The following is a 16,966-nucleotide window of genomic DNA, read 5'->3' on the forward strand; positions in this document are numbered from 1 at the left end:
AAAAATACAATTTTGAAATCAATTCACAACACAGACGAGATAGTCTCTTCGGCTGTCTTTGTTTGAATTAGTCTATAAAAATACAATTTTGAAATCAATTCACAACGAGCTTGGAATAATGCTAATAATTCAAATTGTTGGAATTAGTCTATAAAAATACAATTTTGAAATCAATTCACAACAATTTCTGCAAACATTAAAGGAAAAGTACAGTTGGAATTAGTCTATAAAAATACAATTTTGAAATCAATTCACAACCGAAACGTTGACAGTTGCAATTCCAAATTAGTTGGAATTAGTCTATAAAAATACAATTTTGAAATCAATTCACAACGAATCCGATAAGATTATATAGGCTGATTTTGTTGGAATTAGTCTATAAAAATACAATTTTGAAATCAATTCACAACACTCATTAATTGACACATTTGAAACGGCTTGTTGGAATTAGTCTATAAAAATACAATTTTGAAATCAATTCACAACACAAGCGAATAGCACAATAGAACACGAAAAGTTGGAATTAGTCTATAAAAATACAATTTTGAAATCAATTCACAACTCACGTTCTATGCAGTCACGAAATACTCTAGTTGGAATTAGTCTATAAAAATACAATTTTGAAATCAATTCACAACCAAACCCCGATTGATTAGCAAAGTCATCTAGTTGGAATTAGTCTATAAAAATACAATTTTGAAATCAATTCACAACCACTTTCTCCAAGTAGATAATCATCTAACAGTTGGAATTAGTCTATAAAAATACAATTTTGAAATCAATTCACAACATGGTGCTATTTTATCAATGGACATTGAAGGTTGGAATTAGTCTATAAAAATACAATTTTGAAATCAATTCACAACTTCTGTAAAGGTCTTGAAGCGCAACCTCTCGTTGGAATTAGTCTATAAAAATACAATTTTGAAATCAATTCACAACATACATTAACAAATTTAATAAGTGAGAGTTGTTGGAATTAGTCTATAAAAATACAATTTTGAAATCAATTCACAACGATTTGTAGGGTTTCTTCTGATTCAAATATGTTGGAATTAGTCTATAAAAATACAATTTTGAAATCAATTCACAACACCGTCGGCTTTACCTACTTCAACGCTTTTGTTGGAATTAGTCTATAAAAATACAATTTTGAAATCAATTCACAACTAGCAGTTGCAATATCTAAAGTCTGGTTTTGTTGGAATTAGTCTATAAAAATACAATTTTGAAATCAATTCACAACAGAGGGCGAACGCAATGCATTTGTTTTTGGTTGGAATTAGTCTATAAAAATACAATTTTGAAATCAATTCACAACATACATAGACTTGTTGCTGAATATTTTTTAGTTGGAATTAGTCTATAAAAATACAATTTTGAAATCAATTCACAACACTAACCCACTTACTTAATATTTTGTCAAAGTTGGAATTAGTCTATAAAAATACAATTTTGAAATCAATTCACAACTGCGCCTTGTGTTATAAACTACAATAATATCGTTGGAATTAGTCTATAAAAATACAATTTTGAAATCAATTCACAACTTAGTGGCGGAAGTTTTAATAATGGGAGTAGTTGGAATTAGTCTATAAAAATACAATTTTGAAATCAATTCACAACTGAACTTTAGTTAGTTTGCCACCAGATTCAGTTGGAATTAGTCTATAAAAATACAATTTTGAAATCAATTCACAACTATATGCTGTTTCAAAGTCAACAATCTTAAGTTGGAATTAGTCTATAAAAATACAATTTTGAAATCAATTCACAACTTTGTGGGTTACGATTGGAAACCTATTTGGGTTGGAATTAGTCTATAAAAATACAATTTTGAAATCAATTCACAACAAATACAGAATTATGGTGATCAAACTCTTTGTTGGAATTAGTCTATAAAAATACAATTTTGAAATCAATTCACAACAATTGATGTGTAAGGACTACAATCAAAAAAGTTGGAATTAGTCTATAAAAATACAATTTTGAAATCAATTCACAACTCAATTAAAGGGAATTTAGCTACTCGATAAGTTGGAATTAGTCTATAAAAATACAATTTTGAAATCAATTCATAACTCGCAAAGGTTGATACAAACAAACGACGACGGTAGCATAATAATCCATTTACTTTTAATTGAAAACTACGAACTCGAACGTCTTTTATTAGGATTTGGCAACGGATTAGAAATCATAAAACCCGAACGTTTACGTAACAGGTTTAAAATGATTTTGGAAAAGAGTATTGAAAAATATAATTAAATTTGTGACTCATTTCTTTTTACATTAAGAATAAATCTTAGACAAAAGCATGGAAAATCATAGAATATTCACCACATCATTCGCAAGCGTTTATCCGCATTACATCAATAAAGTGGAGCGAAAAGGTCAGACAAAAGTGGAATTGGATGAAATTATTTTTTGGTTAACAGGCTACAACGAAGAAACATTTCAGCAAGTACTTGATGATAAAATCGACTTTCAAACCTTTTTTGAAAAAGCACCACAAATCAATCCAAACGTTGCAAAAATTACAGGCGTAATCTGTGGTTATCGGGTAGAAGATATTGAAAATCCGCTCATGCAAAAGATTCGTTACTTAGATAAATTGGTTGATGAATTATCCAAAGGAAAATCGATGAATAAGATTTTGAGAAGCTAATTCATTCAATTTATACATCGCACAAACCACACTTTTAGTTACAAATAACGAAATGATAATGTAATAATTACAGATTATTTCATATAAAAATTGGAATTTTACTCTTTTCCAATCAATCCTAAAGCCAAATAAAATCAATACTTCGTCACTATTTTGCAAATTTGAAGTAAAAAAAACTTCAAAATAGTATGCGTGCATAATAAATTTTTCTTATCTTTGAAATTCCGAACTAAAACGTTATAGCAAAACGTAGTTATAAATATGAAAGAAAAAACAATAGACTATATATTAAGAGCCACTTGGCAAGCTGTTTCGAGAATGTACAACGAAGAAGCTTCCAAATTTGATGGTTCGATGGCAATTGGTTTTGCTTTACTAAGTATTGATAAAGAAGAAGGAACACCTTCAACAGCGATAAGTTCGCGTATGGGTATGGAAGCAACTTCATTAACCCGAACGCTAAAAACACTGGAGGAAAAAGGATTAATAATACGAAAGAAAAATCCTGACGATGGTCGTGGTGTATTAATTTACCTAACCGATTTTGGTAAACAAATGCGAGCACAATCAAAAGAAACCGTATTACAATTTAATGAAACCATTCGCAAAAACATTTCAGATGAAAAACTGAAAAACTTCATTGAAGTTGCTGATATCATTAATGATTTAATTGCGGAGAAGAAGATATTTTAAAATTTAAGAATATAGAATATAGAATATAGAATATAGAATATAGAATATAGACATTCTAGTACAATGAGACATAATTATAAGAACTTAAAGATTTGGCAGCTTGGTATTGGAATAGCGAATGATGTTTCAGATATTCTGGTGGATTTTCCAAAACATGAGCGTTATGATTTAAGTTCGCAATTAAGTAGATGTTCTGTTTCTATACCAAGTAATATAGCTGAAGGTTCTTCAAGAACAGATAAATCTTTTAGTCATTTTATAGATATTTCACTAGGATCATCATTTGAATTAATAACACAACTTATAGTTTCAAAACATAGAAAGTATATAACAGAAACAATTTTTAACCAATTAGAAAGTAAGATAGAAGAATTTCAAAGAATGACAATGTCATTTCAAAATGGACTGAAGTAAAGTCTATTTTCTATTCTCTATATTCTATTTTCTTTAAAATGAAACAAATGAAACGAATTATTAAAAAAGTGGCAGTAGTTGGATCCGGAATCATGGGTTCTGGAATTGCTTGTCATTTTGCAAACATCGGATTGGAAGTATTGCTTTTGGATATTGCTCCGAATGCTTTAACCGAAATCGAAGAAAAGAAAGGACTAACTTTAGAAAGTAAAGTTGTTCGCAACCGATTGGTAAACGATCACTTAGCGAATGCTTTAAAAAGTAGCCCATCGCCTATTTACAACCAGAAATTTGCGAGCAGAATTACAACCGGAAATACAACCGATGATATGGCGAAAATTGCCAATTACGATTGGATTATCGAAGTTGTAGTAGAACGTTTAGACATCAAGAAATTGGTTTTTGAACAAATCGAAAAATACAGAAAACCAGGAACTTTAGTAACTTCTAACACTTCTGGTATTCCAATAAAATTCATGAGCGAAGGACGAAGCGAAGATTTTCAGAAACATTTCTGTGGAACCCATTTCTTCAATCCAGCTCGTTATCTAAAATTATTCGAAATCATTCCTGGTCCACAAACTTCATCAGAAGTATTGGATTTCTTAACAAATTATGGATCACAATTCTTAGGAAAAACATCAGTTGTAGCCAAAGATACTCCAGCATTTATTGGAAATAGAATCGGAATCTTCGGAATTCAGAGTTTGTTTCACTTGGTTACCGAAATGGGTTTAACTATCGAAGAAGTTGACAAATTAACTGGTCCAGTTATTGGTCGACCAAAATCGGCTACTTTCAGAACTGTTGACGTTGTTGGATTGGATACATTAGTTCACGTTGCCAACGGAATTTATGAAAATTGTCCGAATGACGAAGCACATGAATTGTTTAAACTTCCAACTTTCATCAACAAAATGATGGAAAACAAATGGTTAGGAAGCAAAACTGGTCAAGGTTTTTACAAAAAAGAAGGAAAAGAAATTCTAACTTTAGATTTAGATACTCTTGAATATAGAGCAGCAAAAAAAGCAAATTTTGCTACATTAGAATTGACTAAAACCATCGATAAACCAATCAATAGATTCAAGGTTTTAGTGAAAGGAAAAGACAAAGCAGGCGAATTCTACAGAAAATCATTCTCGTCTATGTTTGCTTATGTATCGAATAGAATTCCTGAAATATCAGACGAATTATACAAAATTGACGATGCCATGAAAGCGGGTTTCGGATGGGAAAATGGTCCGTTCGAGATATGGGATGCCATTGGTGTTGAAAAAGGAATTGAGTTAATGAAAGCTGAAGGTTACGAGCCAGCTGCTTGGGTTAACGAAATGGTAGCTTCTGGAACTACAAGTTTTTATGCTGTAAAAGAAGGTGCAACTTATTTCTATAATATTCCAAATAAATCACAGACGAAAATTCCGGGACAAGATAGTTTCATCATCCTAAACAATATTCGTGAAACTAAGAAAGTTTGGAGTAATTCTGGAGCAATTATTCAGGATTTAGGAGACGGAATTTTGAACTTAGAATTCCAATCGAAAATGAATACCATTGGTGGCGATGTTTTATCAGCTATCAACAAAGCAATAGATTTATCAGAAAAAGAATATCAAGGATTAGTTATCGGAAATCAAGCAGCGAATTTCTCTGTTGGAGCCAATATCGGAATGATTTTCATGATGGCTGTTGAGCAAGAATACGACGAATTGAACATGGCTATCAAAATGTTCCAAGACACGATGATGCGTGTGCGTTACTCTGGAATTCCTGTAGTGGTTGCGCCACACGGAATGACTTTTGGTGGTGGATGCGAAATGAGTTTACACGCCGATAAAGTCGTTGCTGCAGCAGAAACCTATATGGGATTGGTAGAATTTGGAGTTGGTGTAATTCCTGGTGGTGGTGGTTCTAAAGAATTGACGTTACGTGCCTCAGATTTATTCCATAAAAATGACGTTGAATTGAATGTTTTACAAGAATATTTCATGACCATCGCAATGGCAAAAGTATCAACATCAGCGTATGAAGCTTTTGATACCGGACTTTTACAAAAAGGAAAAGATATTGTCGTAGTTAATAAAGACAGACAAATAGCCGAAGCTAAGAAACACGCATTGTTAATGGCTGAAGCTGGTTACACACAACCAATTCAAAGAAAAGACGTAAAAGTTTTAGGAAAACAAGCGTTAGGAATGTTCTTAGTTGGAACAAACCAAATGGTTGCTGGAAAATACATTTCAGAACACGATTTGAAAATTGCTAACAAACTAGCGTACGTTATGGCTGGAGGCGATTTATCTGAACCAACTTTAGTAAGCGAACAATATTTATTGGATATTGAAAGAGAAGCATTTTTATCGCTTTGTACAGAAAGAAAAACATTGGAGCGTATCCAATTTATGTTAACAAAAGGAAAACCGTTGAGAAATTAGTAGAAGTTTCAAATATGAATTTCTCCTTTCAAAAAACATTAAAAGTATAATCACACGATTGGTAAGTCTTAATACTTAATACTCCAATCTTAATACAATAACTATGAAAACAGCATATATAGTATCCGGATTTCGTACGGCAGTTGGAAAAGCACCAAAAGGAGTTTTCCGTTTCAAACGTCCTGACGAATTAGCAGCAGAAACAATCGAACATCTGATGGCTCAATTTCCAGATTTCGACAAAAAAAGAATTGACGACGTAATGGTTGGAAATGCAATGCCAGAAGCAGAACAAGGACTAAACGTTGGACGATTAATTTCATTAATGGGATTAAAAGTAACCGATGTTCCTGGAGTAACAGTAAATAGATATTGCGCTTCTGGACTAGAAACAATCGGAATGGCAACAGCCAAAATCCAAAGCGGAATGGCAGATTGTATTATCGCTGGTGGTGCAGAAAGCATGAGTTTTATCCCAATGGGTGGATACAAACCAACGCCAGATTACGCTGTCGCAAAAGAAGGAAACGAAGATTATTATTGGGGAATGGGTCTAACGGCAGAAGCTGTTGCAAAACAATTCAATATTTCTCGTGAAGATCAAGATGAGTTTGCTTTCAACTCACATCAAAAAGCATTGAAAGCTCAAGCTGAAGGTAAATTTGACAAACAAATTGTTCCGATTACTGTTGAACAGACTTTCATCAATGAAAATGGTAAAAAGGAAACAAAATCATACGTAGTAAGCAAAGATGAAGGTCCGAGAGCTGACACCAATATTGCAGCATTGAATAAATTACGTCCGGTTTTCGCCGCTGACGGAAGTGTAACTGCTGGAAACTCATCACAAATGAGTGATGGTGCAGCATTCGTTTTAATCATGAGCGAAGAATTGGTAAAAGAATTAAACATCACTCCTATTGCACGATTAGTAAATTTTGCATCCGCTGGAGTTGAACCAAGAATTATGGGAATCGGACCAGTTAAAGCAATTCCGAAAGCATTAAAACAAGCCGGATTATCACTAAATGATATTGGATTAATTGAACTAAACGAAGCTTTCGCATCACAAGCATTAGCAGTAACTCGTGAATTAAATCTGAATCCAGAAATTATAAATGTGAATGGTGGCGCAATCGCATTAGGTCATCCATTAGGTTGTACTGGTGCAAAATTATCGGTACAATTATTTGACGAAATGAAACGTCGTGGTGATAAATACGGAATTGTAAGTATGTGTGTTGGAACTGGTCAAGGTTCTGCAGGTGTATTTGAACTTTTATAACAAAACAAAATATTAAGAACACAGATTTTAGAAATTCAAAAAATTATTAAAATTTCTAAACTCTGTGTTCAAAAAAAACTATTAAAACTAAAAAAAACTAAATTATGGAAGATATAACAAGAGGTGGACAGTTTTTGGTAAAAGAAACCAAATGTGAAAATGTCTTTACTCCAGAGGATTTCTCTGAAGAACAATTAATGATGCGCGATTCTGTAAAAGAATTTACAGATAAAGAATTGTGGGCACACAAAGACAAATTTGAGAAAAAAGATTACGCTTACACAGAAGCATCGATGCGTAAAGCAGGAGAAATGGGATTCTTAGGAATAGCAGTTCCAGAAGCTTACGGCGGATTAGGGATGGGATTTGTAGACACTTGTCTAGTTTGCGATTACATTTCGGGTGCAACTGGTTCGTTTTCTACAGCGTTTGGTGCGCATACTGGAATTGGAACTATGCCGATTACGCTATACGGAAATGAAGAACAAAAATTAAAGTATGTACCAAAATTAGCTTCTGGTGAATGGTTTGGAGCTTATTGCTTAACAGAACCAGGTGCAGGTTCGGATGCAAATTCTGGAAAAACTAAAGCAGTTTTATCTGAAGATGGAAAAACATATTCTATCACAGGACAAAAAATGTGGATTTCTAACGCTGGATTTTGTTCCTTATTTATAGTTTTCGCAAGAATTGGCGATGATAAAAATATTACAGGTTTCATCGTTGAAAATGATCCATCAAATGGAATTTCGATGAATGAAGAAGAGCATAAATTAGGAATTCGTGCTTCTTCTACGCGTCAGGTGTTCTTTAATGAAACGAAAGTTCCTGTAGAAAACATGCTTTCTGAAAGAGGAAACGGATTTAAAATCGCAATGAATTCATTAAATGTTGGACGTATAAAATTAGCTGCAGCTTGTTTGGATGCACAACGTAGAGTGACTGACGGAGCAGTTAAATATGCAAATGAAAGAGTTCAATTTAATACACCAATTTCGCAATTTGGAGCAATTCGTTACAAATTAGCAGAAATGGCAACAAGTTGTTATGCTGGAGAAAGCGCTACATACAGAGCAGCAAAAGCTATTGAAGATAGAATAAATGCTAGAGTTGCTGAAGGAAATTCACACCAAGAAGCAGAATTAAAAGGAGTTGAAGAATTTGCAATAGAATGTTCAATTCTAAAAGTGGCAGTTTCTGAAGACGTTCAAAATTGTTCCGATGAAGGAATTCAAATTTTTGGTGGAATGGGATTCTCTGAAGATACACCAATGGAATCTGCTTGGCGTGATGCAAGAATTGCTCGTATTTACGAAGGTACAAATGAAATCAACAGAATGTTATCTGTAGGAATGTTGATCAAAAAAGCTATGAAAGGTCACGTTGATTTACTTGGACCAGCATCTAAAGTTCAAGAAGAATTAATGGGAATTCCATCATTCGATACTCCAGATTTCTCCGAATTATTTGCTGAAGAAAAAGCGATATTAGCCAATTTGAAAAAATCGTTCTTAATGGTTGCTGGTGGTGCAGTTCAAAAATTTGGACCAGATTTAGACGGGCACCAACAATTATTAATGGCTGCAGCCGATATGTTAATTGAAATTTACATGGCAGAAAGTACTATTTTACGTACTGAAAAATTAGCCAAAAAAGAAGGCGAAGACAAAGTAAAAGAGCAAATTGCAATGGCAAAATTATACTTGTACAAAGCCGTTGACATAGTTACTCAAAAAGGTAAAGAAAGCATTATTTCGTTTGCCGAAGGCGATGAACAACGCATGATGCTTATGGGTTTACGCCGTTTTACAAAATACACCAACATGCCTAATATTGTAGCTTTGAGAGAAACAATTACTGCAAAATTAGTAGCTGAAAATAGTTATTGTTTTTAATTTAGTTAAGTGAATTGTGTTTGTGAACCATCCGTTTTTTCGGATGGTTCTTTTTTATACTTTTGCATTTTACAAAAACCATGAACATCAAACTCCTAGCTATTGGCAAAACCGATAATAAAAACCTGCAAGCGTTAATTGACGAATACAGCAAGCGCTTGTCGTTTTACATAAAATTTGATTTAGAGGTAATTCCAGATATTAAAAACGTCAAAAATCTATCAGAAAATCAACAGAAAGAAAAAGAAGGCGAACTCATTTTAGCCAAACTTTCGCCAACCGATCAATTGATTTTATTGGATGAAAATGGTACTAATTTTTCAAGCATTGGTTTCTCAGATTATTTACAGAAAAAAATGAATGCCGGGATTAAAACACTTGTTTTTGTAATTGGCGGACCTTACGGTTTTAGTGATGAAGTGTATAAAAAAGCACAAGGTAAAATCTCACTTTCAGCAATGACTTTTTCGCATCAAATGGTTCGATTGTTCGTAATTGAGCAAATTTATCGCGGATTTACTATTCTAAAAAATGAACCGTATCATCATCAGTAAAAGATAGAAGATGCAATTTGGAATTTGGAATTTAGAAGTTGGAATTTTAATAAATGTATTCTTCAGTATGAGTTCGTTTTATATCTAACGATTTTATAAAAACAAGATTCTTAATGTAACTTTCGTAACTATCATTTTTATCAAAACAAAAATTACATTTGTATAAATCCTCAACTGAAAGATTTTGGATATACTTTTCAAATTTTTCTTTTTCAAATGGTATATTATCCACAACTATTTGATTTTTAGAAAAATAAATAGTACCACCCGATTTTGGTTTTTCTAATTTGTAATTCATTTTAGTAAATGGTAGAAATGCCAATTGTTTTTTCTTGATGTCAGAATACGAATAATAATTCTGCGAAGTACTGTCTTTGTGAGCACTTGCTTCTTTTTTAGCAACAGCTTTTATTACTTCTGGAAGCACTAATTTTAATGGCAAACGCTTGTCAATATTGAAAATGAAATTGGTCGAACTTATGGCGTTTTTTCTATTCAATGCGGCAACTGTATCTTTACCTTTTACTTCGAGAAAAATATAAATTGGAGATAAATTTTCAACTTTTTCTACAATAGTTGTATCAACTTCTGGTAATAAAACCTCTTTTTCATTGCAAGAAAATAGTGCAAAAGCTAAAAGTGTAACAAGTATCTTTTTCATTATAAAATCTGATTTAATTTATTGAATAATTTTACGCCTTCAACAGCTTCTTTTACATCATGAACTCGAAGAATATTGGCGCCTTTTTGAAGTGAAATTGCGTTTAAAAATGTGGTTCCGTTCAAACTATTTTCTGCTGTGGTTTCTAATGTTTTGTATATCATCGATTTTCTGGAAATTCCAACAAGTAAAGGCAATTCTAGCATTTGAAACAATTCTAATTTTTGCATCACTTCATAATTTTGCTCCAATGTTTTAGCAAATCCAAATCCGGGATCGATTATAATGTCGTTAATTCCGAAACTTCTCGCCTTGCCTACTCTTTCTGAAAAATAGAAAAGCATTTCTTTGCAAATATTGTCATATTGCGTTAACGTTTGCATGGTTTGCGGAGTTCCTTTCATGTGCATCATAATGTACGGAACTTGAAGTTTGGCAACGGTTTCCAACATATTTTCGTCTAAATTTCCTGCCGAAATATCATTGATGATTGCTGCACCGTTTTCAATAGCACTTTGAGCAATTTTACTTCTAAAAGTATCTACAGAGATTATAGTTTCTGGAAACGTTTTCAAAACCAACTCTATAACAGGAAGTAATCTGTTTAATTCTTCTTCTTCCGATACAAATTCGGCATTAGGTTTACTTGAATAGGCTCCAATATCAACGAAAGTCGCTCCATCTGAAAGCATTTTTTCAACCTGAGAAAGAAATTGAGATTCACTTTTATATTTTCCGCCATCGTAAAAAGAATCTGGTGTACAATTTAAAATTCCCATCACTTTGGGAGTTGATAAATCGATGAGTTTTCCGTTGCAATTGATTGTCATTCTCGCTTTGATTTCAGAATTTAGATTTTGATTTTAGATTTCAGAGAAAAAATCTGTACTTTTGAAAAAATTCATACAAATATACCATTTAATGAAGAATACTTCACAAGAATATGATAAAGTAATTGGCGTTTGCCGTGATTTATTTATCAAAAAAATGACCGATTATGGAAGTGCTTGGCGTATTTTACGTTTGCCATCGCTTACTGACCAAATTTTTATAAAAGCGCAACGCATTAGAAGTTTGCAAGAAAACGAAGTGCGTAAAGTGGATGAAGATGAAACTGGAGAATTCATCGGAATTATCAATTATTGCATCATGGCTTTGATTCAATTGGACTTAGGTGTTGTAGACCAACCCGATTTAGGAGTTGAAAAGGCAACCCAACTTTATGATGAAAAAGTAACGTTAACCAAAACCTTAATGGAAGCTAAAAACCATGATTATGGCGAAGCTTGGCGCGAAATGAGAGTGAGTTCGTTAACCGATTTAATTCTTCAAAAGTTACTTCGCGTAAAACAAATTGAAGATAATAAAGGAAAAACGTTGGTATCAGAAGGTATTGATGCCAATTATCAAGACATGATTAATTATTCGATTTTTGCTTTGATATTGATGAAGAAGTTCTAGGTATTTTGCAATGACACAATAACAATTCATTAACACCACTATTAAAGTATCTATTTTAACTTTGTACAAAATTTAAAAAATGAAAAACATAATTACCCAGTTTTCTAGAATTTTCGTCGGAATATTGTTTATTATTTCGGGTTTAATCAAACTTAATGATCCAGTTGGATTCTCTTATAAATTGGATGAATATTTTAGTGAAACGGTTTTTAATATTCCGTTTTTAGTTCCGTATACATTGGCTTTGGCGTTGTTTCTAGTAATTTTAGAAGTAGTTTTGGGTGTAATGCTTTTAATTGGATATAAATCGAAATTCACCATTTGGAGTTTACTTTTACTGATTGTATTCTTTACGTTTTTAACCTTTTATTCAGCTTATTTTGATGTAGTTAAAGATTGTGGTTGCTTTGGCGATGCTTTAAAACTAACTCCTTGGGAATCATTCACTAAAGATGTTGTTTTATTGTTTTTTATTCTGATTTTATTCTTCAATATGAAGTTGATAAAACCATTATTCGGACAAAAAGTTCAGAACATATTGGCCGTTTTAAGTGTTGTTTTATCAGCATTTATGGGATATTGGGTTTTAAATCACTTGCCTTTAAAAGATTTTAGACCTTATAAAGTTGGAAATAACATCCAAAAAGGAATGGAAGTTCCTGCTAACGCTGAAAAAAGTGTTGTAGAAATGATCTTTGTTTACAAAGTAAAAGGTGTTGCAACTGAGTTTGCAGAAAAAGATTTAATGGACGGAAAAATTCCATCGGATGCAGTATTTGTAGAGCGTAAAGATAAAGTAATTAAAGAAGGTTATGTGCCACCAATTCACGATTTCGCTCTGGAATTAGATGGAACTGACTATAAAGACGCCTTACTACAAGAACCAAAATTGATTATATTTACAGCATATGATTTGGATAAAGCCGATGCTGATGGTTTACAAAAATTAGAGAAAATTAATCTTGACGCTAAAGCAAAAGGATATAAAGTGGTTGCATTAACTGCTTCTAAAGACAAAACTGCCGAGGTTAAGAAAAAATACGGACAAACTTTTGATTACTATTTCTGTGATGCTATTGCTATTAAAACAATAGAAAGAGCCAATCCGAGTATAATAGTTATTGAAAAAGGAACCATCAAACAAAAATTACATCACAATGATAGTGATCAACTAAAATTATAATTTAAAAATGAAAACTATGAAAAAAATACTCTTAATATTAAGTATCGTAATGACCACAATATCTTGCACCAATGCACAAGAAAAACAATTTTCTGAAGAAGCATTAAACGGACAAATAACAACATTAGAAGGTAACGAAATTGCTTTTAGAGATATTCTCGAACAACACAAAGGAAAAACCATTTTAATTGAAGTTTGGGCTTCTTGGTGTAGCGATTGTGTAAAAGCGATGCCTAAATTAAAAGAAATTCAGAAAGAAAATCCTGATGTTGCCTATGTATTTATTTCAATGGACAAATCTTTTGAAAAGTGGAATGAAGGAATTAAAAAACATGAAGTTGAAGGAGATCACTATTGGGTTAATGATGAAAAAGGAATGAAAGGCAGTTTCGGACAATCAATTGATTTAGATTGGATTCCGAGATATATTGTTGTTAACAAAGAAGGTTCTGTAGATTTATATAGAGCGATAGAAAAAGACTTTGAAAAAATTACTAAAGCATTAAAACAATAAAAATGAGAACTAAAATTGTTGCAGGAAACTGGAAAATGAACAAAAACAGTGAAGAAACTGAAGACTTGTTAAATGAATTAATCGACAAATTACCAGAAGATAAAGAAGTACAAATTATTGTAGCTCCTACTTTTGTGAATTTGGCTTCTGCCGTAGATCATTTAGAGTTTACTAACATTACAGTTGCTGCACAAAACATGCATCAAAATGAAAATGGCGCTTATACTGGAGAAATTTCGGCAGATATGTTGAAAAGCGTTGGTGTAAACACAGTAATTTTAGGACATTCTGAAAGACGTTCAATTTTTCATGAAACCGATGCTTTAATTGCAAATAAAGTAGATACTGCTTTACGTCACGATATGACTGTGATTTTTTGCTTTGGCGAAGAATTGAAAGACAGAAAAGACGAGCAACATTTTAATGTAGTTGAAAATCAATTGCGCGACGGATTATTTCATTTAAGTAACGAAGCTTGGCAAGATATTATTTTGGCATACGAACCAGTTTGGGCCATTGGAACCGGCGAAACTGCAAGTCCAGAGCAAGCCCAAGAAATGCACGCCTTTATTAGAGAAACTGTTCGTCATACTTACGGAAGCGAAATTGCAGAAAACGTTTCTATCCTTTATGGCGGAAGTGTAAAACCAGATAACGCGCAAGAAATCTTCGGAAAACCCGATGTTGATGGCGGATTAATTGGTGGAGCAGCATTAAAAGCAGACGATTTTGTTGCTATTGTAAACGCAATTTAAAAAGCACTTTTATAAAATATAAATCCTCAATTGAGTAAAATCGATTGAGGATTTTTTGTTTTCATAAAATCTAATATATTTTGCATAATAATGTTAAAAATATAAAATTATACTTACATATTATAAAATTAACTGCATTTAAACAGATTTATTTGCTATTTTATTTATAATTGTATAATTTTAGATTTCTAACCAAATAATCTACCTAAATAGGATTGTCAAAGAGTCAAAAGAAATGTGACTTCCTAGTTTAGAGTATATGAATTCTGTATGTAGATTATAATGAATTAACGATTCTAAAGTAATAAAAACTTCATAAATGCGATAATTGAAAGAAGTAAATAAAACCTCATTCAACTTTTGCAAGAAGAAACATCCGTTGGTTAAAAAATAGAGTTTTAAGTGAATCATTAAATAGTTTGAGTTGAGTAAATCCCTAATTGCAAAAACAGTTAGGGATTTTTTATTTGAATCTAACTGCAATCGTTCAAAAAGTATCATTTAAAAGCAAAAAAGTTATAAAATTCCCACTTTAACACAAGAACCAGCTTAGAAATGAGTTATCATTAAATGAATTTTAATACCTTGCTACAAAAGAAAATTTTATATATGTCACAAAGAATTTTACTGGTATTATTGCTTTTTTTTGGTTGCTGTTATTCTATTTCAGCACAAGAAAAAATCGTAAAAAAAGATTCTACGACCGTCTATAAAAACATTGAGAACTATTCTAAAAAAAGAAAATTTACCAAGTTTGTTCATAAATTACTTTTTCGATCTACAAAAAAATCGGCTCCTTCTAAAAAATCCATTCGAAATAAGTACATTATAAAAAGAGCTTTTGACAAGAATGAAGGTAAAATCATTAGAAAAATCAATGTTGTAACCTTAGATCCGTTTGGATATTCTGTAACCAACAAAGAAGAAGTTCCTCGCAATAGCTTTGAAAAATTTGGAAATGGTTTTCACCTCAAATCGAAAGAATGGACGGTTAAAAACTTGCTATTGATCAAAAGAAACCAACCTTTAGATTCATTATTAGCAAAAGAATCGGAACGTTTGATTAGACGTCAAAGGCAATTTAGAACCGTATTAATCGAACCAATTGAAATTGAAAATAGTAAAGATTCGGTAGATATTTCGATAAGAGTTTTAGATTCATGGAGTTTAATTCCGACAGGTTCATTATCGGGTTCGCAAGCTAATTTTGAAATCACAGAGCGTAATTTTTTTGGATTAGGTCATGAATTAGAACAAAATTACACCAACCGATTTAAAAATAATACGAAAGGTTCAAGTACAAGGTATACTGTAGGTAATGTTTTAAATACTTTTATCAACATGTCCTTATTTTATCAAAATGATACTTATAATAACACTAGAAAAAGTGCAAAAGTGGAACGAATATTTTATTCACCGCTAACGCATTGGGCTGGTGGAATTTTTATAGAAAATAGATTTTATAGAGATTCTCTTCCAGATTTGACAGGAGATTATGAAAGTCAGCGCTTTAAATTAGAAACACAAGATTTTTGGGTTGGACATGCCTTCAAATTATTTCCTTTAAAATCGGAAGATTATCGTGCAACAAATTTTGTGACAACGCTACGATTTCAGAATATTAACTATACTGAAAGACCTAGTTTAGAGTATGATCCTAAATTGTTTTTTAATTCAGAGCGAAACTATTTAGCCAGTTTTGGAATCACCACTAGAAAATTTACAGAAGAAAAATACTTATTCAATTTTGGTATCATAGAAGACGTTCCGTATGGTCAAGTCTATTCTATTACAGGCGGTTTTAAGGATAAAAACAAAACGAAAAGAGCCTATTTTGGAGCCCGATTTGCCTATGGTCATTATTATAATTTTGGTTATATCGGAACCAATGTAGAATGGGGAAGTTTGTTTAATAATGGCACAACAGAAGAAACAACTTTGCGAATAGAAGGTAATTATTTTACTAACATAATTCAATGGGGAAATTGGAAAATTAGACAGTTTATTAAGCCTTCCTTTGTCATGGGAATTAACCGAAATCCTAATATTAAAGACAGAATAAACATTAATGATACCAACGGAATTAGTGGTTTTGACAGTGTTCTTTTATTTGGCACAAAAAAATTAGTTGCTTCCTTTCAAACGCAAACCTATTCGCCAGGAAATTGGCACGGATTTCACTTTAATCCGTACTTTAATTTTTCAATGGGAATGGTAGGCAATGAAAATAATTATCTGTTTGATAAAAAATTGTACACTAGTCTTGGAATCGGAATTTTAATTAATAACGATTATCTAGTATTTAATAGCTTTCAATTATCGTTTGCGTATTATCCATCAATTCCAAATGAAGGAAGTAACATATTTAAAACCAATTCCTTCAAAAACAATGATTTAACCATTCCTGATTATCAAATTGGAGCACCAACTATCGTTCCTTACAATTAG

General features: G+C 32.1%; 14 protein-coding genes and 1 CRISPR repeat array. Of the genes, 12 read left to right on the plus strand and 2 right to left on the minus strand.

Annotated elements, in window-relative coordinates; translation table 11 throughout:
* The first annotated feature begins 1,275 nt into the window (after window positions 1-1,275).
* Window positions 1,276-2,082: a CRISPR direct-repeat array (repeat unit 46 nt; unit sequence GTTGGAATTAGTCTATAAAAATACAATTTTGAAATCAATTCACAAC).
* Window positions 2,083-2,314: 232 nt separating this feature from the next.
* The 7 genes from DIU01_RS07470 (at window position 2,315) to rlmH (ending at window position 9,944) form a co-directional block, all read left to right on the plus strand.
* Entirely contained in the window at window positions 2,315-2,665 is a 351-nt protein-coding gene (locus DIU01_RS07470) for a DUF2200 domain-containing protein (protein ID WP_290833072.1), read from the plus strand.
* 261 nt (window positions 2,666-2,926) lie between these two features.
* Window positions 2,927-3,358 carry a MarR family transcriptional regulator gene (locus DIU01_RS07475; protein WP_290833074.1) on the plus strand — a complete coding sequence of 144 codons (432 nt, stop codon included), beginning with the start codon at window positions 2,927-2,929 and terminating at the stop codon, window positions 3,356-3,358.
* Between the two features lie 63 nt (window positions 3,359-3,421).
* The gene (locus DIU01_RS07480) at window positions 3,422-3,772 is read left to right on the plus strand and encodes a four helix bundle protein (RefSeq protein ID WP_290833076.1); all 351 of its coding nucleotides are present in this window, start codon (window positions 3,422-3,424) and stop codon (window positions 3,770-3,772) included.
* A 47-nt stretch (window positions 3,773-3,819) separates the two neighbouring features.
* Window positions 3,820-6,210, plus strand: coding sequence for a 3-hydroxyacyl-CoA dehydrogenase/enoyl-CoA hydratase family protein (locus DIU01_RS07485; RefSeq protein ID WP_290833078.1), 2,391 nt, complete (start codon window positions 3,820-3,822; stop codon window positions 6,208-6,210).
* Window positions 6,211-6,313: 103 nt separating this feature from the next.
* A complete protein-coding gene (locus tag DIU01_RS07490) occupies window positions 6,314-7,495 on the plus strand; it encodes an acetyl-CoA C-acyltransferase (RefSeq protein WP_290833080.1) in 1,182 nt (393 codons plus the stop codon).
* Window positions 7,496-7,599: 104 nt separating this feature from the next.
* The gene (locus tag DIU01_RS07495; protein WP_290833082.1) at window positions 7,600-9,390 is read left to right on the plus strand and encodes an acyl-CoA dehydrogenase family protein; all 1,791 of its coding nucleotides are present in this window, start codon (window positions 7,600-7,602) and stop codon (window positions 9,388-9,390) included.
* 80 nt (window positions 9,391-9,470) lie between these two features.
* On the plus strand, window positions 9,471-9,944 hold the full coding sequence (gene rlmH, locus DIU01_RS07500) for a 23S rRNA (pseudouridine(1915)-N(3))-methyltransferase RlmH (protein ID WP_290833084.1): 474 nt from the start codon (window positions 9,471-9,473) through the stop codon (window positions 9,942-9,944).
* A 46-nt stretch (window positions 9,945-9,990) separates the two neighbouring features.
* Here the strand turns inward: rlmH and DIU01_RS07505 are convergent, their stop codons facing one another.
* The gene (locus DIU01_RS07505; protein ID WP_290833086.1) at window positions 9,991-10,605 is read right to left on the minus strand and encodes a hypothetical protein; all 615 of its coding nucleotides are present in this window, start codon (window positions 10,603-10,605) and stop codon (window positions 9,991-9,993) included.
* A complete protein-coding gene (gene folP / locus DIU01_RS07510; RefSeq protein WP_290833088.1) occupies window positions 10,605-11,435 on the minus strand; it encodes a dihydropteroate synthase in 831 nt (276 codons plus the stop codon). Before folP ends, DIU01_RS07505 begins: the two co-directional genes overlap by 1 nt.
* A 91-nt stretch (window positions 11,436-11,526) precedes the next feature.
* Between folP and DIU01_RS07515 the strand changes: the two genes are divergently transcribed.
* From DIU01_RS07515 to DIU01_RS07535, 5 genes are all read left to right on the plus strand, one after another.
* On the plus strand, window positions 11,527-12,066 hold the full coding sequence (locus DIU01_RS07515) for a DUF1599 domain-containing protein (protein WP_290833090.1): 540 nt from the start codon (window positions 11,527-11,529) through the stop codon (window positions 12,064-12,066).
* 79 nt (window positions 12,067-12,145) lie between these two features.
* A complete protein-coding gene (locus tag DIU01_RS07520; protein ID WP_290833092.1) occupies window positions 12,146-13,249 on the plus strand; it encodes a BT_3928 family protein in 1,104 nt (367 codons plus the stop codon).
* 16 nt (window positions 13,250-13,265) lie between these two features.
* Window positions 13,266-13,763, plus strand: a complete 498-nt coding sequence (locus DIU01_RS07525) for a TlpA disulfide reductase family protein (protein WP_290833094.1) — start codon at window positions 13,266-13,268, stop codon at window positions 13,761-13,763.
* Window positions 13,764-13,765: 2 nt separating this feature from the next.
* On the plus strand, window positions 13,766-14,518 hold the full coding sequence (gene tpiA / locus DIU01_RS07530) for a triose-phosphate isomerase (protein ID WP_290833096.1): 753 nt from the start codon (window positions 13,766-13,768) through the stop codon (window positions 14,516-14,518).
* Between the two features lie 609 nt (window positions 14,519-15,127).
* Complete coding sequence (locus tag DIU01_RS07535) at window positions 15,128-16,966, plus strand: hypothetical protein (protein WP_290833098.1); 1,839 nt, start codon at window positions 15,128-15,130, stop codon at window positions 16,964-16,966.

Origin of the sequence: Flavobacterium sp., from assembly GCF_003525665.1 — a bacterium.
Classification (GTDB): Bacteria; Bacteroidota; Bacteroidia; order Flavobacteriales; family Flavobacteriaceae; genus Flavobacterium.

Coding starts and splice junctions, on each gene's coding strand:
- DIU01_RS07470 (WP_290833072.1), top strand. CDS start 2,315: ATGGAAAATCATAGAATATTCACCACATCATTCGCAAGCGTTTATCCG.
- DIU01_RS07475 (WP_290833074.1), top strand. CDS start 2,927: ATGAAAGAAAAAACAATAGACTATATATTAAGAGCCACTTGGCAAGCT.
- DIU01_RS07480 (WP_290833076.1), top strand. CDS start 3,422: ATGAGACATAATTATAAGAACTTAAAGATTTGGCAGCTTGGTATTGGA.
- DIU01_RS07485 (WP_290833078.1), top strand. CDS start 3,820: ATGAAACGAATTATTAAAAAAGTGGCAGTAGTTGGATCCGGAATCATG.
- DIU01_RS07490 (WP_290833080.1), top strand. CDS start 6,314: ATGAAAACAGCATATATAGTATCCGGATTTCGTACGGCAGTTGGAAAA.
- DIU01_RS07495 (WP_290833082.1), top strand. CDS start 7,600: ATGGAAGATATAACAAGAGGTGGACAGTTTTTGGTAAAAGAAACCAAA.
- rlmH (WP_290833084.1), top strand. CDS start 9,471: ATGAACATCAAACTCCTAGCTATTGGCAAAACCGATAATAAAAACCTG.
- DIU01_RS07505 (WP_290833086.1), bottom strand. CDS start 10,605: ATGAAAAAGATACTTGTTACACTTTTAGCTTTTGCACTATTTTCTTGC.
- folP (WP_290833088.1), bottom strand. CDS start 11,435: ATGACAATCAATTGCAACGGAAAACTCATCGATTTATCAACTCCCAAA.
- DIU01_RS07515 (WP_290833090.1), top strand. CDS start 11,527: ATGAAGAATACTTCACAAGAATATGATAAAGTAATTGGCGTTTGCCGT.
- DIU01_RS07520 (WP_290833092.1), top strand. CDS start 12,146: ATGAAAAACATAATTACCCAGTTTTCTAGAATTTTCGTCGGAATATTG.
- DIU01_RS07525 (WP_290833094.1), top strand. CDS start 13,266: ATGAAAAAAATACTCTTAATATTAAGTATCGTAATGACCACAATATCT.
- tpiA (WP_290833096.1), top strand. CDS start 13,766: ATGAGAACTAAAATTGTTGCAGGAAACTGGAAAATGAACAAAAACAGT.
- DIU01_RS07535 (WP_290833098.1), top strand. CDS start 15,128: ATGTCACAAAGAATTTTACTGGTATTATTGCTTTTTTTTGGTTGCTGT.